21 protein-coding genes are annotated in these 19202 nt (G+C 51.8%); 12 read left to right on the forward strand and 9 right to left on the reverse strand.

Translation table 11 applies throughout. The features are described from left to right. Positions 1-85: 85 nt before the first annotated feature. Together SK34_RS02005 and pyk are read left to right on the forward strand one after the other, a co-directional pair. Positions 86-955, forward strand: coding sequence for a MurR/RpiR family transcriptional regulator (locus tag SK34_RS02005; RefSeq protein WP_003034893.1), 870 nt, complete (start codon positions 86-88; stop codon positions 953-955). Between the two features lie 118 nt (positions 956-1073). Next, entirely contained in the window at positions 1074-2516 is a 1443-nt protein-coding gene (pyk, locus tag SK34_RS02010; RefSeq protein ID WP_003034890.1) for a pyruvate kinase, read from the forward strand. A 43-nt stretch (positions 2517-2559) separates the two neighbouring features. On the opposite strand, the gene lpxM is transcribed toward pyk, so the two are convergent. The 3 genes from lpxM to znuA all read right to left on the reverse strand — a co-directional run bounded on the left by lpxM (position 2560) and on the right by znuA (position 5930). Continuing rightward, on the reverse strand, positions 2560-3531 hold the full coding sequence (lpxM, locus tag SK34_RS02015) for a lauroyl-Kdo(2)-lipid IV(A) myristoyltransferase (RefSeq protein WP_003841672.1): 972 nt from the start codon (positions 3529-3531) through the stop codon (positions 2560-2562). 119 nt (positions 3532-3650) lie between these two features. Then, positions 3651-4970: a murein DD-endopeptidase MepM gene (gene mepM / locus SK34_RS02020; RefSeq protein WP_003034883.1), complete on the reverse strand. Its 1320-nt coding sequence runs from the start codon at positions 4968-4970 to the stop codon at positions 3651-3653. Between the two features lie 15 nt (positions 4971-4985). Further along, the gene (gene znuA, locus SK34_RS02025) at positions 4986-5930 is read right to left on the reverse strand and encodes a zinc ABC transporter substrate-binding protein ZnuA (RefSeq protein ID WP_003844151.1); all 945 of its coding nucleotides are present in this window, start codon (positions 5928-5930) and stop codon (positions 4986-4988) included. A 78-nt stretch (positions 5931-6008) separates the two neighbouring features. Between znuA and znuC the strand changes: the two genes are divergently transcribed. Both znuC and znuB read left to right on the forward strand, forming a co-directional pair. Beyond that, the gene (znuC, locus tag SK34_RS02030) at positions 6009-6764 is read left to right on the forward strand and encodes a zinc ABC transporter ATP-binding protein ZnuC (RefSeq protein WP_046671223.1); all 756 of its coding nucleotides are present in this window, start codon (positions 6009-6011) and stop codon (positions 6762-6764) included. Next, positions 6761-7546 (forward strand): zinc ABC transporter permease subunit ZnuB, encoded by a 786-nt coding sequence (gene znuB, locus SK34_RS02035; protein ID WP_048232231.1) that lies wholly within the window; start codon positions 6761-6763, stop codon positions 7544-7546. Before znuC ends, znuB begins: the two co-directional genes overlap by 4 nt. Before the next feature lie 78 nt (positions 7547-7624). Here the strand turns inward: znuB and ruvB are convergent, their stop codons facing one another. Further along, positions 7625-8635 (reverse strand): Holliday junction branch migration DNA helicase RuvB, encoded by a 1011-nt coding sequence (gene ruvB, locus SK34_RS02040; protein WP_003841680.1) that lies wholly within the window; start codon positions 8633-8635, stop codon positions 7625-7627. A gap of 8 nt (positions 8636-8643) precedes the next feature. After that, positions 8644-9255 carry a Holliday junction branch migration protein RuvA gene (gene ruvA / locus SK34_RS02045; RefSeq protein WP_003034869.1) on the reverse strand — a complete coding sequence of 204 codons (612 nt, stop codon included), beginning with the start codon at positions 9253-9255 and terminating at the stop codon, positions 8644-8646. A gap of 68 nt (positions 9256-9323) precedes the next feature. Here ruvA and SK34_RS02050 point away from each other — a divergent pair, with 68 nt between their 5' ends. From SK34_RS02050 to SK34_RS02060, 3 genes are all read left to right on the forward strand, one after another. After that, positions 9324-9524, forward strand: a complete 201-nt coding sequence (locus SK34_RS02050; RefSeq protein ID WP_048232235.1) for a hypothetical protein — start codon at positions 9324-9326, stop codon at positions 9522-9524. Positions 9525-9920: 396 nt separating this feature from the next. Beyond that, on the forward strand, positions 9921-10817 hold the full coding sequence (locus SK34_RS02055) for a DUF4034 domain-containing protein (RefSeq protein ID WP_087878987.1): 897 nt from the start codon (positions 9921-9923) through the stop codon (positions 10815-10817). A gap of 264 nt (positions 10818-11081) precedes the next feature. Next, positions 11082-11684 (forward strand): YebB family permuted papain-like enzyme, encoded by a 603-nt coding sequence (locus SK34_RS02060; RefSeq protein ID WP_048232238.1) that lies wholly within the window; start codon positions 11082-11084, stop codon positions 11682-11684. On the opposite strand, the gene ruvC is transcribed toward SK34_RS02060, so the two are convergent. The 4 genes from ruvC to aspS are packed head-to-tail and all read right to left on the reverse strand — an operon-like array spanning position 11685 to position 15230. Next, positions 11685-12206 carry a crossover junction endodeoxyribonuclease RuvC gene (gene ruvC, locus SK34_RS02065; protein ID WP_048232240.1) on the reverse strand — a complete coding sequence of 174 codons (522 nt, stop codon included), beginning with the start codon at positions 12204-12206 and terminating at the stop codon, positions 11685-11687. It lies immediately after the preceding gene. 34 nt (positions 12207-12240) lie between these two features. Then, positions 12241-12984, reverse strand: coding sequence for a YebC/PmpR family DNA-binding transcriptional regulator (locus tag SK34_RS02070; protein ID WP_003034865.1), 744 nt, complete (start codon positions 12982-12984; stop codon positions 12241-12243). A gap of 28 nt (positions 12985-13012) precedes the next feature. Next, positions 13013-13456, reverse strand: a complete 444-nt coding sequence (gene nudB, locus SK34_RS02075) for a dihydroneopterin triphosphate diphosphatase (RefSeq protein WP_003844155.1) — start codon at positions 13454-13456, stop codon at positions 13013-13015. Position 13457: 1 nt separating this feature from the next. After that, positions 13458-15230, reverse strand: coding sequence for an aspartate--tRNA ligase (gene aspS / locus SK34_RS02080; RefSeq protein ID WP_003034862.1), 1773 nt, complete (start codon positions 15228-15230; stop codon positions 13458-13460). 265 nt (positions 15231-15495) lie between these two features. On the opposite strand from aspS, the gene SK34_RS02085 reads away from it, so the two are divergent. The 5 genes from SK34_RS02085 to cmoB are packed head-to-tail and all read left to right on the forward strand — an operon-like array spanning position 15496 to position 19074. Then, entirely contained in the window at positions 15496-16062 is a 567-nt protein-coding gene (locus tag SK34_RS02085; RefSeq protein WP_003841685.1) for a hydrolase, read from the forward strand. Further along, positions 16059-16877, forward strand: coding sequence for a DUF72 domain-containing protein (locus tag SK34_RS02090; RefSeq protein ID WP_003844158.1), 819 nt, complete (start codon positions 16059-16061; stop codon positions 16875-16877). Before SK34_RS02085 ends, SK34_RS02090 begins: the two co-directional genes overlap by 4 nt. Positions 16878-16929: 52 nt before the next feature. Continuing rightward, complete coding sequence (locus SK34_RS02095) at positions 16930-17325, forward strand: MAPEG family protein (protein ID WP_003034689.1); 396 nt, start codon at positions 16930-16932, stop codon at positions 17323-17325. Between the two features lie 40 nt (positions 17326-17365). Further along, positions 17366-18109: a carboxy-S-adenosyl-L-methionine synthase CmoA gene (gene cmoA / locus SK34_RS02100; RefSeq protein ID WP_003034686.1), complete on the forward strand. Its 744-nt coding sequence runs from the start codon at positions 17366-17368 to the stop codon at positions 18107-18109. Next, positions 18106-19074, forward strand: a complete 969-nt coding sequence (cmoB, locus tag SK34_RS02105; RefSeq protein WP_003839177.1) for a tRNA 5-methoxyuridine(34)/uridine 5-oxyacetic acid(34) synthase CmoB — start codon at positions 18106-18108, stop codon at positions 19072-19074. The genes cmoA and cmoB overlap by 4 nt, the downstream gene beginning before the upstream one ends. Positions 19075-19202 lie beyond the last annotated feature (128 nt).

The raw sequence follows: 19202 nt of genomic DNA on the forward strand, positions 1-19202 counted from the left end.
GTAATATCTATACACTAAATTGTGTATCGGTTTCCCCGTATCGCTGAAATCGTTTTTGCCCATGACCCATGAGTCTACCTACATCATGAATATGCTGGAAAAAATCCAGTTAAAACTGGAACATTTGAGCAAGTCAGAGCGTAAAGTCGCCGACATTATTCTTGCCTCTCCCGAGCGGGCAATCCATTCAAGCATCGCTGCACTTGCTGTAGAAGCGAATGTCAGCGAGCCAACGGTGAACCGTTTCTGTCGCAGCATGGACACCCGCGGCTTTCCTGATTTTAAACTGCATCTGGCGCAAAGTCTGGCAAATGGCACCCCTTATGTTAATCGCAATGTGGATGAGGATGACAGCGTAGAATCTTACACGGGGAAAATCTTCGAGTCAGCGATGGCAAGCCTCGACCACGTTCGCCAGTCGCTGGATAACGCGGCGGTAAACCGGGCGGTAGATTTATTAACCCAGGCGAAGAAAATTGCCTTCTTTGGTTTAGGTTCTTCCGCCGCGGTAGCGCATGACGCGATGAATAAATTTTTCCGCTTTAACGTGCCGGTAATTTATTCCGACGATATTGTTCTGCAACGCATGAGTTGTATGAATTGTAGCGACGACGACGTCATTGTGCTTATTTCTCATACCGGAAGAACCAAAAGTCTGGTTGAACTGGCGCAATTAGCGCGGGAAAACGATGCCATGGTTATCGCCCTCACCTCTCCCGGTACGCCACTGGCACGGGAAGCCACGCTGGCAATTACCCTCGATGTACCGGAAGATACTGACATTTATATGCCCATGGTCTCTCGACTTGCTCAACTGACCGTGATAGATGTGCTGGCTACAGGATTTACTTTGCGCCGAGGGGCAAAATTTAGAGATAACTTGAAGCGTGTCAAGGAAGCGCTCAAGGAATCGCGTTTTGATAAAGAATTACTCATCAAGAGTGATGACCGCTAAAAGCAATAACAATGTTCTACCCTTTTATCATCCGGGTTGTTCATTTACCGTTAATGTTTGAGAACGGCCGGATCAATGTTCACGCAACACCAAGTTGTTTCAGTCAACGGAGTATTACATGTCCAGAAGGCTTCGCAGAACCAAAATCGTTACCACGTTAGGCCCGGCAACTGACCGCGATAACAACCTTGAGAAGATTATCGCCGCGGGTGCGAACGTCGTACGTATGAACTTTTCCCATGGCTCTCCAGAAGATCACAAACTGCGGGCGGATAAAGTCCGTGAAATTGCCGCAAAACTGGGACGTCATGTAGCTATTTTGGGTGACCTGCAGGGACCTAAAATCCGCGTATCCACCTTTAAAGAAGGTAAAGTATTTCTTAACGTTGGCGACAAGTTCCTGTTAGACGCCAACCTCGGCAAAGGCGAAGGCGACAAAGAAAAAGTCGGTATTGATTATAAAGGGCTGCCTGCTGACGTCGTGCCTGGCGATATCCTGCTGCTCGACGATGGTCGCGTACAGCTTAAGGTGCTGGAAGTTCAGGGCATGAAAGTCTTCACCGAAGTCACCGTCGGTGGCCCGCTATCCAATAACAAAGGCATCAACAAACTGGGCGGCGGTCTCTCTGCTGAAGCTCTGACCGAAAAAGACAAAGCCGACATCATTACCGCAGCACAAATCAGCGTTGACTATCTGGCTGTCTCCTTCCCGCGCTGCGGCGAAGATCTGAATTATGCCCGCCGTCTGGCGCGCGATGCCGGTTGCGATGCGAAAATTGTCGCCAAAGTAGAACGTGCAGAAGCCGTCTGCGACCAGAATGCGATGGATGACATCATCCTGGCTTCTGACGTAGTGATGGTAGCCCGTGGCGACCTGGGTGTTGAAATCGGTGACCCTGAGCTGGTAGGTATTCAGAAAGCGTTGATTCGTCGCGCACGCCAGCTGAACCGTGCGGTCATCACCGCTACGCAGATGATGGAGTCGATGATTACCAACCCAATGCCGACTCGTGCGGAAGTGATGGATGTGGCTAACGCCGTCCTCGACGGCACCGATGCCGTGATGCTCTCTGCAGAAACAGCAGCAGGTCAGTACCCGGCGGAAACCGTCGCGGCAATGGCGCGCGTCTGTCTCGGCGCTGAAAAGATCCCGAGCATCAACGTCTCTAAACACCGCCTTGACGTGCAGTTTGATAACGTTGAAGAAGCGATTGCGATGTCAGCGATGTACGCTGCTAACCACCTGAAAGGGGTCACCGCTATCATCGCAATGACGGAGTCCGGTCGCACTGCGCTGATGACTTCTCGTATCAGTTCCGGCCTGCCGATTTTCGCGATGTCTCGTCATGAGCGCACGCTGAATCTGACCTCCCTGTACCGCGGTGTCACCCCGGTTCACTTCGACAGCGAAACTGACGGCGTCGTTGCCGCCAATGAAGCGGTGAACCTGCTGCGCGATAAAGGCTACCTGGTTTCTGGTGACCTGGTGATCGTGACCCAGGGCGATGTGATGAGCACCATTGGCTCAACCAATACCACGCGTATTCTGACCGTAGAATAAGTCGCTTAAATGTAAAAAAGCCTCTCGTTTGAGAGGCTTTTTTTTATTTCTTCGGATAGAGATCTTTGCGCTTATAGGGCTCAATCTCGCCGGGTTTACGCGTCTTAAGCAGTTTCAGAATCCAGGTGTATTGTTCGACATGAGGCGTGACAAAAATCTCCACCTCTTCGTTCATCCGTCTGGCAATGGTGTGGTCATCCGCCGTCAGGATGTCATCCATCGGTGGACGAACATGGATCGTCAGGCGGTGCGTTCTCCCATCGTATACGGGGAACAGCGGTACCACGCGCGCGTGGCAGACCTTCATCAGACGTCCAATCGCCGGTAACGTTGCTTTATAGGTAGCAAAAAAATCAACAAACTCGCTGTGTTCAGGTCCATGGTCCTGATCCGGCAGGTAGTATCCCCAATATCCCTGACGGACAGACTGAATAAACGGTTTAATGCCATCATTACGCGCATGCAAACGACCACCAAAGCGACGGCGTACCGTGTTCCAGACGTAATCGAATACCGGGTTCCCCTGATTGTGGAACATCGCCGCCATTTTCTGTCCCTGGGACGCCATCAGCATCGCCGGGATATCTACCCCCCAGCCATGTGGAACGAGAAAAATAACTTTTTCATCGTTGCGCCGCATCTCTTCGATGATTTCCAGGCCCTGCCAGTCAACCCGACTCTGAATTTTCTCCGGGCCACGTATTGCTAATTCAGCCATCATGACCATCGCCTGAGGCGCAGTTGCATACATATCATCAACAATGGCTTCACGCTCAGCTTCGCTACGTTCAGGAAAGCAGAGGGATAAATTGATCAATGCTCTGCGACGGGAACTTTTTCCCAGTCTTCCGGCGAGCCGTCCGAGTTTTGCCAGAATAGGATCACGAAATGCTGCCGGCGTTAACGCAATACCAGCTATCGCCGCCACCCCCAGCCAGGCGCCCCAGTAGCGCGGATGGCGAAATGATTTGTGAAACTCAGGGATATACTCAATATTCTTTTTTTTCGTTTCCATGCTCTTCCAGTGTCTGGTGCCGCGAAAAGTAAATCTGCTGATAGTGTAGCGGCGCACCGTGCGCCGTACAAAATAAAAAAGCCGGCACGCATAGCGTACCGGCTTTGTCAGTGTACTAATTAATCAAAACGTAGCTGAGGCATAACCTCTTTCACCTGCGCCAGGTAATCGGTGCGATCCGAGCCGGTCAGACCCTCTGTACGCGGCAGTTTCGCCGTCAAAGGGTTCACGGCCTGCTGGTTAACCCATACTTCATAGTGCAGATGCGGCCCCGTTGAACGCCCGGTGTTACCTGACAGCGCGATACGATCGCCACGTTTCACTTTTTGACCTGGTTTCACCAACAGCTTACGCAGGTGCATATAACGCGTGGTGTAGGTGCGACCATGACGAACCGCAACATAGTATCCGGCAGCGCCGCTACGCTTCGCTACAACCACTTCACCATCGCCCACCGACAGTACCGGCGTCCCCTGCGGCATCGCAAAGTCGACACCTTTGTGCGGCGCTACGCGTCCAGTCACCGGATTCAGGCGACGCGGGTTAAAGTTCGAGGAAATACGGAACTGTTTCGCCGTCGGGAAACGCATGAAGCCTTTCGCCAGCCCGGTACCGTTACGGTCATAGAACTTACCGTCTGCTGCACGGATGGCATAATAGTCTTTGCCTTCAGAACGTAAACGCACGCCCAGCAGTTGGCTTTGCTCGCGCTTGCCGTCCAGCATTTCGCGAGACATCAGCACCGAGAACTCATCACCTTTTTTCAGTTTGCGGAAATCCATCTGCCACTGCATGGCCTTAATCACTGCGCTGATTTCAGAGCTGGTCAGCCCGGCATCTTTGGCGCTGGCGACGAAGCTTCCGCCCACCGTGCCTTTGATACGACTGTTAACCCAATCGCCCTGTTGCATTTCGCTGCTCATTTTGAAACCCGTCGCAGTGCGATCGTAAGTACGGGTTTCACGGCGGGATACTTCCCAGGTCAGACGCTGCAGGTCACCTTCCGCGCTTAAGGTCCAGGAAAGTTGCTGACCAATTTTCAGATTACGCAGCTCTTTATCGGAAGCAGCGAGTTGACTGATATCGCCCATATCGATGCCGTACTGATTCAGAATACTGCTCAGCGTATCGCCAGTGGAGACGACATACTCATGCACACCAGCTTCACCAGACGTTTTGTCATCCAGTTCATCCTGCGGAATGGCTTCGTCTTCCTGTGCAGCCTGATCAATAGGTTCGCTTGCCTCAGGCAACAGAGAACGAATCTCGCTTTTTTCCAGCTCGATAGTTTTGACGATGGGTGCAGAATCGGGATGGTAAACATAAGGCCGCCAGACGGCGACGGCCAACGTCAGTACGGTAAGCGACCCCAGCATAACGCGATGGGGTCGCGGCAGATTATTAAATGCCAGAGCGACAGAGCGGGCTATCTGTTGCACGTATTCACTTCCTCATTAATCTCCTTTCAGGCAGCTCGCATACTGGTTGGCTAATTGGTTCAAAAACGCTGAATAGCTTGTTTTACCCAGTTTGATATTCGTACCGAGCGGATCCAACGTTCCCATTCGAACGGATGTCCCTCTCGCGACGGCTTCAACGACCGCTGGCCTGAACTGTGGCTCAGCAAAAACGCAGGTTGCTTTTTGCTCAACCAACTGTGTTCTTATTTCATGTAAACGCTGCGCACCAGGTTGAATCTCAGGGTTCACGGTAAAGTGACCAAGCGGTGTTAGTCCGTAGTGTTTTTCGTAGTAGCCATAGGCGTCATGAAAAACGAAATAACCTTTTCCCTTGAGCGGTGCGAGCTCGTTACCTACCTGCTTATCGGTTGCGGCTAATTGTGCCTCAAAATCCTTCAGGTTGGCGTCAAGTTTGGCTCGACTTTGCGGCATAAGTTCCACTAATTTTTCATGGATTGCAACCGCTGAGGCCCGCGCTATCTCTGGGGAAAGCCAAAGATGCATGTTGTAATCGCCGTGATGGTGATGCTCGTCACTTTTTTCACTGCCAGCATCATTGTGTCCATGATCGTCATCGTCGTCGTCAGCACCTTTCATGAGTAACGGTTTCACGTCATTGAGCTGCGCAATCGTTACCTGTTTCGCGTTAGGAATATTCTTGACTGACTTTTCCATAAACGCTTCCATCTCAGGTCCAATCCAAACGACTAAGTCCGCGCCCTGTAAGCGTTTTACGTCTGATGGACGCAGTGAATAGTCGTGTTCGGAAGCCCCGTCAGGCAGCAAAACTTCAGTGTCTGTTACCCCGTCCGCAATGGCCGAAGCAATAAATCCCAGCGGCTTGAGCGAGGCCACCACAGCAGCATTTGCTGCCTGTGTTGCACTACCCCAAAGAGCAGCGGATAATGCTGCGAAAAGAAGCGTATTTTTATGTAACATAATGCGACCAATCATCGTAATGAATGTAAGAAATGTGATATTATAACATTCTATAACTTCTGCAAGACTAAAATTGATATGACGACTTTGGTTTCACTGGAAAATGTCTCGGTCTCTTATGGTCAACGCCGCGTCCTGTCTGACGTATCGCTTGAACTTCGACCCGGTAAAATTTTAACGCTTCTCGGCCCAAATGGTGCCGGGAAGTCTACGCTGGTACGCGTTGTATTAGGACTGGTAGCGGCTGATGAGGGAGTTATCAAGCGTAATGGCCAATTGCGGATTGGCTATGTACCGCAAAAACTGTACCTCGATACTACGCTTCCGCTGACGGTAAGCAGGTTTATGCGCTTACGTCCCGGCACCAAAAAAGAGGATATCCTTCCGGCACTGAAGCGCGTTCAGGCCGGACATCTGATGAATTCGCCGATGCAAAAGCTCTCTGGCGGGGAAACGCAACGCGTCCTGTTAGCCCGTGCTTTATTGAATAAACCTCAGCTACTGGTGCTCGATGAGCCGACCCAGGGCGTAGATGTCAATGGGCAGGTCGCACTGTACGACCTTATCGACCAGTTGCGACGTGAACTGGATTGCGCCGTACTGATGGTTTCCCATGACCTGCATCTGGTGATGGCCAAAACCGATGAAGTACTGTGCCTGAACCATCATATTTGCTGTTCCGGTGCACCGGAAGTGGTTTCCATGCACCCGGAATTCATCTCAATGTTCGGGCAACGCGGCGCCGAACAACTCGGAATTTACCGTCATAATCACAATCACCGCCACGATTTACAGGGTCGTATCGTCTTACGCCGGGGAAATGGTCACTCATGATTGAATTGTTATTACCCGGTTGGTTAGCCGGGATCATGCTGGCCTGTGCTGCTGGCCCACTCGGCTCGTTTGTGGTCTGGCGTCGAATGTCTTATTTCGGTGATACGCTGGCCCACGCTTCGCTGCTGGGAGTCGCCTTTGGCCTGCTGCTGGATGTAAACCCTTTCTATGCGGTTATCGCCGTCACTTTGTTGCTGGCTGGCGGTCTGGTATGGCTTGAAAAGCGCCCTCACCTTGCGATCGATACCTTACTGGGCATTATGGCGCATAGTGCATTGTCGCTGGGGCTGGTTGTCGTCAGCCTGATGTCCAACATCCGTGTGGATCTGATGGCTTACCTGTTTGGTGATTTGCTCGCCGTGACGCCTGAAGATCTTATCTCCATCGCCATCGGCGTGGTTATTGTTCTGCCGATTCTGTTCTGGCAGTGGCGTAACCTGCTATCGATGACCATCAGTCCGGATCTGGCATTTGTCGATGGCGTGAAGCTGCAACGCGTGAAGCTGCTGCTGATGCTGGTTACGGCGTTAACGATTGGCGTGGCGATGAAGTTTGTCGGGGCGTTGATTATCACCTCGCTGCTTATTATCCCTGCGGCGACCGCCCGTCGCTTTGCCCGTACGCCGGAACAGATGGCAGGAGTTGCCGTTGGTGTGGGAATGATAGCGGTTACAGGCGGGCTGACTTTCTCGGCCTTCTATGACACCCCGGCAGGTCCCTCCGTGGTGCTGTGTGCCGCGCTGCTGTTTATTTTCAGCATGATGAAAAAGCAAGCGAGCTAAGCATGCGTTGCCCGGTGGCGCTGCGCTTACCGGGCCTACAAAATCGCCCAGGCCTGGTGAGCGTAGCGACATCATGCATTAAGGCATTTGTGGCGGCGTAATGCCAAAATGGTTCCAGGCGCGCACGGTTGCCATACGTCCACGCGGCGTACGCTGCAGAAAACCTTGCTGAATCAGATATGGCTCAAGCACGTCCTCAATGGTTTCACGCTCTTCCCCGATCGCCGCTGCCAGGTTATCCAGTCCGACCGGTCCGCCAAAGAATTTGTCGATAACCGCCAGCAGCAGCTTACGGTCCATATAATCAAATCCTTCCGCATCCACATTGAGCATATCCAGCGCCTGAGCGGCGATATCTGCTGAAATCGTGCCGTCATGCTTCACTTCGGCGAAATCACGTACCCGGCGTAATAAGCGGTTGGCAATACGCGGCGTACCGCGGGCGCGGCGTGCCACTTCCAGCGCGCCTTCATCGCTCATTTCCAGGCCCATAAAACGCGCACTGCGTCCTACAATGTGCTGCAGATCAGCCACCTGATAGAATTCCAGGCGCTGTACAATACCAAAACGGTCACGCAACGGAGACGTTAACGACCCGGCGCGCGTCGTCGCCCCGATTAGCGTAAACGGTGGCAGATCGATCTTGATCGAACGTGCAGCCGGCCCTTCACCAATCATGATATCCAGCTGATAATCTTCCATCGCCGGATACAGCACCTCTTCCACCACCGGTGAAAGACGATGGATTTCATCGATAAACAGCACATCGTGGGGTTCAAGGTTGGTAAGCATTGCCGCCAGGTCACCCGCTTTTTCCAGTACCGGACCGGACGTGGTGCGCAGATTAACGCCCATTTCATTGGCGACAATATTGGCAAGCGTGGTTTTACCAAGACCTGGAGGACCGAAAATCAGCAGGTGATCGAGAGCGTCACCACGCAGCTTCGCCGCCTGGATAAAAATCTCCATTTGCGAACGGACCTGAGGCTGGCCAATATACTCTTCCAGAAATTTAGGGCGGATCGCACGATCCACCAGGTCTTCAGGGGTCGTGCTGACAGCCGAAATCAGGCGATCTGCTTCAATCATCCTTTACCTCACAATGCCGCGCGAAGCGCTTCACGAATCAGGGTTTCACTGCTGGCATCAGGGCGGGCAATTTTGCTCACCATGCGGCTGGCTTCTTGTGGTTTATAGCCCAACGCCACCAGCGCAGCAACCGCTTCCTGCTCGGCGTCGTCCGTTGTCGGACTGGCCGGAGAGGTCAGAACCAGATCCGCCGCCGGGGTAAAGAGGTCACCATGCAGGCCTTTAAAGCGGTCTTTCATTTCAACAATCAAACGCTCTGCGGTTTTCTTACCAATGCCCGGTAATTTCACTAACGCGCCAAGCTCTTCGCGCTCAACGGCATTAACAAACTGCTGCGCAGACATTCCGGAGAGGATCGCCAGCGCCAGCTTCGGCCCCACGCCATTGGTTTTGATTAACTCTTTAAACAGCGTGCGCTCTTGCTTGTTGTTAAAGCCATACAGCAGTTGAGCGTCTTCACGCACCACAAAATGGGTGAAGATAATCGCTTCCTGCCCGGCTTCCGGCAACTCGTAGAAACAGGTCATCGGCATATGCACTTCATAGCCTACCCCACCCGTTTCCAGAAGGACCAGCGGGGGTTGTTTTTCAATAATGATGCCTCTGAGTCTGCCTATCACGTGACGCTCCTGCGTTAAGGGCTAAAAGGTAATGCGCTATCATAAAAAAAGGCTGGATAGATATCCAGATGAAAAACGTCTTTCGCGATTTGCCAGGCGCTTTATCGCCTGCGAGTGCCGTTGCTGGCGCGCACAAAATATACCGTATAATGATTATCGACTTTCTTTCGCCCTACCCGGATAACCTCCTGCCCGCGCGTCGTATGGCAAATGCGATAACTGCTATCGATAAACCGTCGCGCTTCTTCTCGATCTTGTGTTTCCAGTAACGACTGATTGAGGAGATTCATAATGCGCCAGGTCATCAGTATCGGTAGGTCAGGATACCGGTTATGTACGCTTTATTATCGTTACATTGCGCATTACCCCACCAATTCTGCATCCAACCACCGATAAGAGTATTTATATACACCAATATGATAAATATCACGCGAATTATAGTTGTAATAAACATCCTGTTTCATACACATCAGACTAGTTGAACATCTAAAAAACAATCACCATTATATTATAAACTATTTGCTTAGATATTTTCAAAACCACCTCTATCTCCCAAAATCATTCACAGAGAGAATAATATGCACTTTAAAAATATCATTTTTTGTTCTTTATTAGCAACGCCCATGCTGGCTTCAGCAAATAGTATTACAGAACCCCAGGAACGTATGGTCATTGAACAACAGGCCATTGCTTATACAGTTAGCGGAGACTGGGCCAAATTAGATGAAATGATTCAGGAATATAATACCGGATTCCCAACCACCAGCGGCGGAACTCATAAACTGGTTCTTGCCTGGGAAGGAATCTATGGCCTTTACGCAGGCGATATTTCCGGTAAAAGTATCGATGATGTTGCGACTCAGTGGCTTAAGGCCAGGCCGAACTCTACCGGCGCGAGAATGCTGCAAGCCATGGTATTTGATGTCAAAGCCGTCGGTTTGCGTGGAGAAGGCGCCGCCAGTTCGGTAGATCCCGATGTATGGCCTAAGTACAAAAAACTCATGGTCGAAGAAAAAGAATTCCTGCTGAAAAATAAAGATATTGCCGATAAAGATGCAACCTGGTATCAGGAAATGGAAATGGTTGCTCGTAATCTTGACGATAAAGAGCTGCTCTACAGTACTCTGCAGGAAGGGAGCAAAAAATTCCCTACCTATCAGAACATTTATTTACAGGCGATGGAAGGTCGTTTACCTAAGTGGGGGGGATCAGCCGAAGAGGTCGAGAAAATCGCACGTATGGCTGCTGAGAACAACAAAAATAAGTCAGGTTTATCTTATTACTCCTATATCTGGTTCAATGCGATCTCTTTCCAACCAGAATTTTTAACCTTATTAAATAAACATGAAGTTATTTCATGGGACAATATGCGACAAGGTTGGGAAGATCGCTATCAACAATATCCATCGACCAGGACACTCAATAATATTCTAGCAACTGCCTGTATTGCGCGTGATAAAGACGTGTTTCTGAAGGCCGACAAGATGATTCAAGGGCAAACAGAACCAGATGTCTGGCCGCAAGGGGTAGAGTATCGGAATTGCCAGGAATCCTTCCGGTAACCGCTTATAATAATAGGATTAGGGATAAGAACGCAGTAGCCTCAGTGGTTATACGCTGAGGAGCTTTCACCCTGCTATTGCAAAGTTGCTCTTGCGTAATCTCCCCTCTCCATCAATTAATTGACACGGTAAATTAATATGCGACCAGATACTCATCTGAAAAATTCATTCAGAACACTATCTGGTCACTCTTTCAATATAATGTTAATTATGCACCAGGTTAGAAGATGGAAATTACTTCAGACAATAACAATGGAGTGAATCTTGGAAAAAAATTATACCGCCAACTATGAAACCGGAGATATTGTATTCACCTGTATAGGGGCAGCGCTATTCGGCCAGATATCCACGGCCTCACAATGCTGGAGCAATCATGTTGGCATTATCATCGGCCACAATGGCGAGGATTATCTGGTGGCAGAAAGCCGTGTTCCGCTGTCAACCGTTACCACGCTGTCATTATTCATACAACGTTCAGTCGGGCAGCGTTACGCTATTCGTCGCCTGCACGGCGGCCTGACCATCGAACAGAAGCTCGCCATCATGGAGCAGGTCCCTGCTCGCCTGAGTAAGTTTTATCATACGGGATTTAAATATGAGTCATCACGCCAGTTCTGTTCGAAATTTGTGTTTGATATCTACAAAGAAGCGTTGTGTATTCCGATAGGCGAGGTCGAGACGTTTGAAGCGTTGCTGCACAGTAATCCGAATGCGAAGCTCACCTTCTGGAAACTGTGGTTTTTAGGGTCTATTCCCTGGGAGCGGAAAACGGTGACACCAGCCAGTTTGTGGCAGCATCCAAATTTAGAGTTGATTGACGAAAAGGGAATTGAAATGCCGCAGTCTACAGAGACCGAGGCATCATAACTAACGCAACCGCCCTCGCGCCAGATTCAGCCTCGACTCGCTCATTTGCATGGCATTCTGACTGACATGGCAGTGGGTAATAGCAATCGCCAGCGCATCCGCGGCATCCGCTTGCGGATTCGCCGGGAGTTTTAGCAGCGTGCGTACCATATGCTGGACCTGGCTTTTTTCCGCACTACCGATCCCCACCACAGTCTGTTTTACCTGGCGGGCCGCGTATTCAAAGACCGGTAGATCCTGATTGGTCGCCGCAACGATTGCCACGCCACGTGCCTGTCCAAGCTTTAGCGCCGAGTCAGCGTTCTTCGCCATAAAGACCTGCTCAATGGCAAAATAGTCCGGCTGGAACTGGGTGATGATTTCCGTCACGCCCGCGTAAATTAACTTCAGGCGTGACGGGAGATCCTCGACTTTGGTGCGGATACAACCGCTGCCGAGGTAGGTCAGCTGTCTTCCGACCTGACGAATAACGCCATAACCGGTGATGCGCGACCCCGGGTCAATGCCGAGAATGATAGACATCACGCACCTCCTGTCAGGTTGCGGTACAGCCACCTCATTCTAAGGTAGCTGCAACCTCATCAGAGATCTCGCCGTTATGGTAAACTTCCTGCACGTCGTCGCAGTCTTCCAGCATATCGATCAGACGCAACAACTTCGGCGCTGTTTCTGCATCCATATCTGCTTTGGTGGATGGAATCATAGACACTTCAGCCGCGTCCGCTTTCAGACCCGCCGCTTCCAGCGCGTCACGCACTTTACCCATCTCTTCCCACGCGGTGTAAACGTCAATTGCGCCGTCGTCGAAGGTCACCACGTCTTCAGCACCTGCTTCCAGCGCCGCTTCCATGATGGCGTCTTCGTCGCCTTGTTCAAAGGAGATCACGCCTTTTTTGCTGAACAGGTAAGCCACGGAACCGTCGGTACCGAGGTTGCCGCCCGTTTTCGTGAACGCGTGACGCACTTCCGCAACAGTACGGTTACGGTTGTCAGACAGACATTCAATCATAACGGCTGTACCGCCAGGACCATAACCTTCATAGATGATGGTTTCCATGTTGGAATCTTCATCACCACCCACACCGCGAGCGATTGCACGGTTCAGGGTGTCACGGGTCATGTTGTTAGCCAGCGCTTTATCAACCGCTGCACGCAGACGCGGGTTAGCGTCCGGATCGCCGCCGCCGAGTTTTGCCGCCGTCACCAGCTCACGAATTATTTTGGTGAAAATTTTACCGCGTTTAGCATCCTGCGCTGCTTTACGGTGTCTGGTGTTGGCCCATTTACTATGACCTGCCATAAATAATATCTCCAAAAAGCGCGCCTTTTCAGGCGACGTTAATTACAAACTCTTCAATCGCCTGCCGGTTACTCCACGACTTGGTTAATTGGGCGGCTTCAACCGCATTAACCCAACGATAGGTCAGATGTTCGGTGAACACGATCTCTCGTTCTGAGGGAAGTGCCAGGCAAAACCAGGATTCAGTATTTCGTTCAATTCCCGGTGCATAGCGATGACGTAAATGGCTAAAAATCTCAAACTCCACCGTGCGCTGACAGTCAATTAAGGTCAGTTGCTCAGATGCAACATCAATGGCGACCTCTTCCTTTACTTCGCGCATAGCGGCTTGCGACGCGGTTTCACCCTCTTCAAGGCTGCCGGTGACCGACTGCCAGAAATCAGGATCGTCGCGTCGCTGTAACATCAGCACTCTCCCGGTGTCCTTTGCATAAATCACGACTAACACCGAGACAGGCTGTTTGTATCTCATATCAGTTATTCTCGGCCTTCTTAACAACCTGAATGCTCAGTTCCGCCAGCGCAGCTTCGTTGGCAAAGCTCGGCGCTTCAGTCATCAGACACGCTGCAGCAGTGGTTTTCGGGAAAGCAATAACGTCACGAATGTTGTCAGTACCGGTCAGCAGCATAGTCAGACGGTCCAGACCAAACGCCAGGCCCGCATGCGGTGGTGTACCATATTTTAGCGCATCCAGCAGGAAGCCGAATTTCTCACGCTGCTCTTGCTCGTTAATGCCCAGAATACCGAATACGGTCTGCTGCATGTCGCCGTTGTGAATACGCACGGAACCGCCGCCCACTTCGTAGCCGTTGATAACCATATCGTATGCGTTAGCAACCGCGTCTTCTGGCGCAGCTTTCAGCTCAGCAGCAGTCATATCTTTCGGCGCGGTGAACGGATGGTGCATTGCGGTCAGTCCGCCTTCACCATCGTCTTCAAACATTGGGAAGTCGATAACCCACAGCGGCGCCCATTTGGCTTCGTCGGTAATGTTCAGGTCTTTACCCAGTTTCAGACGCAGCGCGCCCATCGCGTCGGCAACCACTTTCTTGTTGTCGGCACCGAAGAAAATCATGTCGCCGTCTTGCGCACCGGTACGCGCCAGAATCGCTTCCACGATTTCTGCGTTCAGGAACTTAGCAACCGGGCTGGTGATACCTTCCAGACCTTTCGCACGCTCGGTGACTTTGATGTAAGCCAGACCTTTCGCGCCGTAAATCTTAATAAAGTTGCCGTAATCGTCAATTTGCTTACGGCTCAGTGCGGCACCGCCCGGTACACGCAGAGCAGCTACGCGGCCTTTCGCATCGTTTGCCGGACCAGAGAACACTGCGAACTCAACGTCTTTCACCAGATCGGCAACGTCAACCAGCTCCATCGGGTTACGCAGGTCTGGTTTATCGGAACCGTAACGACGCTCAGCTTCGGCAAAGGTCATGATCGGGAAATCACCCAGATCCACCCCTTTAACTTCCAGCCACAGATTACGCACCAGCGCTTCCATCACTTCACGCACCTGCGGTGCGGTCATGAAGGAAGTCTCAACGTCGATCTGGGTAAATTCAGGCTGACGGTCAGCACGTAAGTCTTCATCACGGAAGCATTTTACGATCTGATAGTAGCGGTCAAAGCCAGACATCATCAGCAGTTGTTTAAACAACTGAGGTGATTGCGGTAGCGCGTAGAATTTACCTTTATGTACGCGAGAAGGTACCAGGTAATCGCGCGCGCCTTCCGGCGTCGCTTTGGTCAGCATCGGTGTTTCGATGTCGAGGAAGCCGTGGTCGTCCATAAAACGACGCACCAGACTGGTAATTTTGGCACGCGTTTTCAGGCGCTGCGCCATTTCAGGGCGACGCAGATCTAAATAGCGATACTTCAGTCGCGCTTCTTCGGTGTTGACGTGGTTAGAGTCCAACGGCAGCGAGTCTGAACGGTTGATGATGGTCAGATCGGAGGCCAGCACTTCAATTTCGCCCGTCGCCATCTCGGCGTTGACGTTTTTCGCGTCACGCGCACGCACGGTGCCCGTAACCTGGATGCAGAACTCATTACGCAGTTCGGAGGCCAGCTTTAACGCGTCCGCACGGTCCGGATCGAAAAATACCTGCACGATACCTTCGCGGTCGCGCATATCGATAAAGATCAGGCTACCAAGATCACGACGACGGTTGACCCAACCACACAGAGTCACCTGCTGCCCCTCGTGGGACAGACGTAGCTGTCCGCAATATTCTGTACGCATGAGATATCCCTTAACTTTGCCGCAGGCGGATTGTCACCTGTCTCGCAGATGACGAAGTCGCAGCTTTAGCTGAATGTCACAACTGAATGAAAAAAGGCGGCTATTATACTGGAAATTCTGCCGCACGATAAGTCCGGTACTGACTGTACGCCTGTTTCCTGGACGGGCATTGCGTAATCTCACAAAAAATAACAAAAATTGTCGCCCCTTTCACACTGATTCGCGCTTAAGGTGTAACGGAATTCTATTTTTTACTGGAGTGACCATGCTGGAACTGAACGCAAAAACAACTGCCCTTGTCGTGATTGACTTACAGGAAGGGATCCTGCCTTTCGCTGGCGGACCTCATACGGCACACGCTGTGGTTGCCCGCGCCGCGCAGTTGGCGGAAAAATTCCGTACCCACGGTTCCCCGGTGGTAATGGTGCGCGTCGGGTGGTCTGACGATTACGCCGAAGCGCTAAAACAACCAGTAGATGCTCAGACTCCAGCAAAAGCGTTGCCCGAAAACTGGTGGGATTACCCGGCTGCTCTGGGTAAATGCACCAGCGACCTCGAAGTAACCAAACGCCAGTGGGGCGCATTCTACGGCACCGATCTGGAATTGCAGCTGCGTCGCCGGGGTATCGATACCATCGTCCTGTGCGGCATCTCTACGAACATTGGCGTTGAGTCGACGGCGCGAAATGCGTGGGAGCTGGGTTTCAGTCTTATCATTGCAGAGGATGCCTGTAGTGCCGCCAGTGCTGAGCAACACCTGGGCAGCATGACTCACATTTTCCCCCGCATTGCGCGCGTTCGCAGCGTGGAAGAGATTTTGCAAGCGCTATGATCTATATCGGTTTACCCCAGTGGTCGCATCCAAAATGGGTGCGTTTGGGGATCACAAGTCTTGAAGAGTATGCCCGCCACTTTAACTGCGTGGAGGGCAATACCACGCTGTATGCGCTGCCTAAAGCCGATATTGTTGCCCGCTGGCAAGCACAGACCACCGATACGTTTCGATTTTGTTTTAAGTTTCCGGCGACCATTTCGCATAAGGCCGCGCTGCGTAATTGTGATGACCTGGTGCAGGAATTTTTTACGCGCATGTCGCCGCTGGGATCGCGCATTGGACAATACTGGCTGCAATTACCCGCGACTTTTAGCCCACGCGACCTGCCTGCCCTGTGGCAGTTTCTCGATGCGCTCCCCGAATGCTTTACCTACGGTGTGGAAGTTCGCCATCCAGACTTCTTTGCCAAAGGCGAAGCCGAACAGCTATTTAATCGCGGGTTACACGAGCGTGGAGTAAACCGGGTGATTCTGGACAGCCGCCCGGTACATGCCGCAATCCCACATACCGAAGCGATACGTGACGCCCAGCGTAAGAAACCAAAGGTTCCGGTGCATGCGGTGGTGACGGCAAACCATCCGATGGTACGCTTTATCGGCAGCGATGATATGGCACAAAACAGCGCGCTTTTTGCCGTCTGGCTGACCAAGCTATCACTATGGCAACACACCACGACGCCGTATCTGTTTTTGCATACGCCGGACATCGCGCAGGCCCCGGAGCTTGTTGATACGCTATGGGCAGATTTACGCAATGCTCTGCCAGAGATCGGATCAGCGCCGTCTATTCCACAGCAATCTTCTCTTTTCTGAAAATGCCACCTATCATAGTCAAGGCCATCAGCCATTTTAAAAGGGAGTTTGTATGGTAAGCGCGCTTTATGCCGTATTGGGTGCGTTATTGTTAATAAAGTTCTCCTTTGACGTTGTTCGCCTGCGCATGCAATATCGCGTTGCCTATGGCGATGGAGGTTTTAGCGAACTGCAAAGCGCTATCCGCATTCACGGTAACGCGGTGGAATATATTCCCGTCGCGTTAGTGCTGCTGTTATTTATGGAAATGAACGGCGCAGAGACGTGGATGGTGCATCTTTGCGGGCTGATGTTGATTGCCGGACGACTGATGCATTATTACGGATTCCACCATCGGCTTTTCCGCTGGCGCCGTTCAGGCATGAGCGCAACCTGGTGTTCGCTGTTGCTAATGGTGCTGGCGAATCTTTGGTATATGCCCTGGGAGTTGGTTTTCTCCCTGCATTAGCGCACAATACGCCACTTTATTTTTCCCGGATTTTTACGTTATGTCTCACCGCGACACGCTTTTTTCTGCGCCTATCGCCAGTCTGGGTGACTGGACCTTTGATGAACGGGTAGCTGAAGTCTTCCCGGATATGATCCAGCGTTCCGTTCCTGGCTATTCCAATATTATTTCTATGATTGGCATGCTGGCCGAACGTTTCGTACAACCCAACACGCAGGTCTACGATCTGGGCTGTTCTCTGGGCGCGGCGACGCTCTCGGTGCGTCGCAATATTCATCACGAGAATTGCAAAATTATTGCTGTCGACAACTCTCCGGCGATGGTTGAGCGCTGCCGTCGTCATATTGACGCCTATAAGGCACCGACCCCGGTTGAGGTTGTCGAAGGCGATATTCGCAACATTACTATCGAAAATGCCTCGATGGTGGTGCTGAATTTTACCCTGCAATTCCTTGAGCCACCCGAGCGCCAGGCGTTGTTGGATAAGATTTATCAGGGGCTGAATCCCGGTGGCGCGTTGGTGCTATCTGAAAAATTCAGCTTCGAAGACGCGAACGTAGGCGAGTTGCTGTTCAACATGCACCACGACTTCAAACGAGCCAATGGCTATAGCGAACTGGAAATCAGCCAGAAGCGCAGCATGCTGGAGAACGTGATGCTCACCGACTCGGTCGAAACGCATAAAGCGCGACTGCATCAGGCCGGCTTTGAGCACAGCGAATTGTGGTTCCAGTGCTTCAACTTTGGCTCTCTGGTGGCGTTGAAGGCTGAGGTTAGCGCATGATCGATTTTGGTAACTTTTATCAGTTGATTGCCAAAAATCATCTGTCCCATTGGCTGGAAACACTTCCGGCGCAAATCGCTGCCTGGCAGCGCGATCAGCACGGTCTTTTTAAACAATGGTCAAACGCCGTCGAGTTTCTGCCCGAGCTAACGCCGCATCGTCTGGACTTACTGCACAGCGTTACCGCAGAAAGCAAAGAGCCGCTCAGCGAAGGTCAGCTTAAACGCATAGACACCCTGATGCGTAACCTGATGCCATGGCGTAAAGGACCTTACTCGCTGTACGGCGTCAATATCGATACCGAATGGCGTTCCGACTGGAAGTGGGATCGCGTCCTGCCGCACTTGTCTGATCTCACCGGACGTACCATTCTTGATGTCGGTTGCGGCAGTGGCTATCACATGTGGCGCATGATTGGCGCGGGCGCACATCTGGCGGTCGGTATCGATCCGACCCAACTGTTCCTGTGCCAGTTTGAGGCGGTGCGTAAACTGCTGGGCAATGACCAGCGCGCGCATCTGCTGCCGCTGGGTATTGAACAGCTTCCGGCGCTCAACGCCTTTGATACCGTATTCTCCATGGGCGTGCTTTATCACCGCCGCTCGCCGCTGGAACACCTGTGGCAGTTAAAGGATCAGTTGGTTAAAGACGGCGAACTGGTACTGGAAACGCTGGTCGTCGAAGGCGATGAAAATACCGTGCTGGTGCCGGGCGATCGCTACGCCCAGATGCGTAACGTTTACTTTATCCCGTCTGCACTGGCGCTAAAAAACTGGCTGGAAAAATGCGGGTTTGTTGATGTGCGCATTGCCGACGTATGTGTGACCACTACCGAAGAACAGCGCCGCACCGAATGGATGATTACCGAATCGCTGGCCGACTTCCTTGACCCGAACGACCACAGCAAGACGGTGGAAGGCTACCCTGCCCCACTGCGTGCGGTATTGATTGCGCGTAAACCGTAGTCATTTTTGCCAAATGACTATTACGTATAGCACCATTTCTCCAAAATAGTTCGGTTTGCAACAAGGCGGCGACGCAGCAAATCCCTGGGAGCGTAGATAACTACGTGACCGGGGTGAGCGAGGAAAGC

The organism is Citrobacter sp. MGH104, assembly GCF_001034485.1.
Lineage (GTDB): Bacteria > Pseudomonadota > Gammaproteobacteria > Enterobacterales > Enterobacteriaceae > Citrobacter > Citrobacter freundii.

What these genes read in the sequence shown, in the direction of transcription:
- SK34_RS02005 (WP_003034893.1), top strand. Translation starts at nt 86, where the DNA reads ATGAATATGCTGGAAAAAATCCAGTTAAAACTGGAACATTTGAGCAAG.
- pyk (WP_003034890.1), top strand. Translation starts at nt 1,074, where the DNA reads ATGTCCAGAAGGCTTCGCAGAACCAAAATCGTTACCACGTTAGGCCCG.
- lpxM (WP_003841672.1), bottom strand. Translation starts at nt 3,531, where the DNA reads ATGGAAACGAAAAAAAAGAATATTGAGTATATCCCTGAGTTTCACAAA.
- znuA (WP_003844151.1), bottom strand. Translation starts at nt 5,930, where the DNA reads ATGTTACATAAAAATACGCTTCTTTTCGCAGCATTATCCGCTGCTCTT.
- znuC (WP_046671223.1), top strand. Translation starts at nt 6,009, where the DNA reads ATGACGACTTTGGTTTCACTGGAAAATGTCTCGGTCTCTTATGGTCAA.
- znuB (WP_048232231.1), top strand. Translation starts at nt 6,761, where the DNA reads ATGATTGAATTGTTATTACCCGGTTGGTTAGCCGGGATCATGCTGGCC.
- ruvB (WP_003841680.1), bottom strand. Translation starts at nt 8,635, where the DNA reads ATGATTGAAGCAGATCGCCTGATTTCGGCTGTCAGCACGACCCCTGAA.
- SK34_RS02050 (WP_048232235.1), top strand. Translation starts at nt 9,324, where the DNA reads ATGAAAAACGTCTTTCGCGATTTGCCAGGCGCTTTATCGCCTGCGAGT.
- SK34_RS02055 (WP_087878987.1), top strand. Translation starts at nt 9,921, where the DNA reads ATGGTCATTGAACAACAGGCCATTGCTTATACAGTTAGCGGAGACTGG.
- ruvC (WP_048232240.1), bottom strand. Translation starts at nt 12,206, where the DNA reads ATGTCTATCATTCTCGGCATTGACCCGGGGTCGCGCATCACCGGTTAT.
- SK34_RS02070 (WP_003034865.1), bottom strand. Translation starts at nt 12,984, where the DNA reads ATGGCAGGTCATAGTAAATGGGCCAACACCAGACACCGTAAAGCAGCG.
- nudB (WP_003844155.1), bottom strand. Translation starts at nt 13,456, where the DNA reads ATGAGATACAAACAGCCTGTCTCGGTGTTAGTCGTGATTTATGCAAAG.
- aspS (WP_003034862.1), bottom strand. Translation starts at nt 15,230, where the DNA reads ATGCGTACAGAATATTGCGGACAGCTACGTCTGTCCCACGAGGGGCAG.
- SK34_RS02085 (WP_003841685.1), top strand. Translation starts at nt 15,496, where the DNA reads ATGCTGGAACTGAACGCAAAAACAACTGCCCTTGTCGTGATTGACTTA.
- SK34_RS02090 (WP_003844158.1), top strand. Translation starts at nt 16,059, where the DNA reads ATGATCTATATCGGTTTACCCCAGTGGTCGCATCCAAAATGGGTGCGT.
- SK34_RS02095 (WP_003034689.1), top strand. Translation starts at nt 16,930, where the DNA reads ATGGTAAGCGCGCTTTATGCCGTATTGGGTGCGTTATTGTTAATAAAG.
- cmoA (WP_003034686.1), top strand. Translation starts at nt 17,366, where the DNA reads ATGTCTCACCGCGACACGCTTTTTTCTGCGCCTATCGCCAGTCTGGGT.
- cmoB (WP_003839177.1), top strand. Translation starts at nt 18,106, where the DNA reads ATGATCGATTTTGGTAACTTTTATCAGTTGATTGCCAAAAATCATCTG.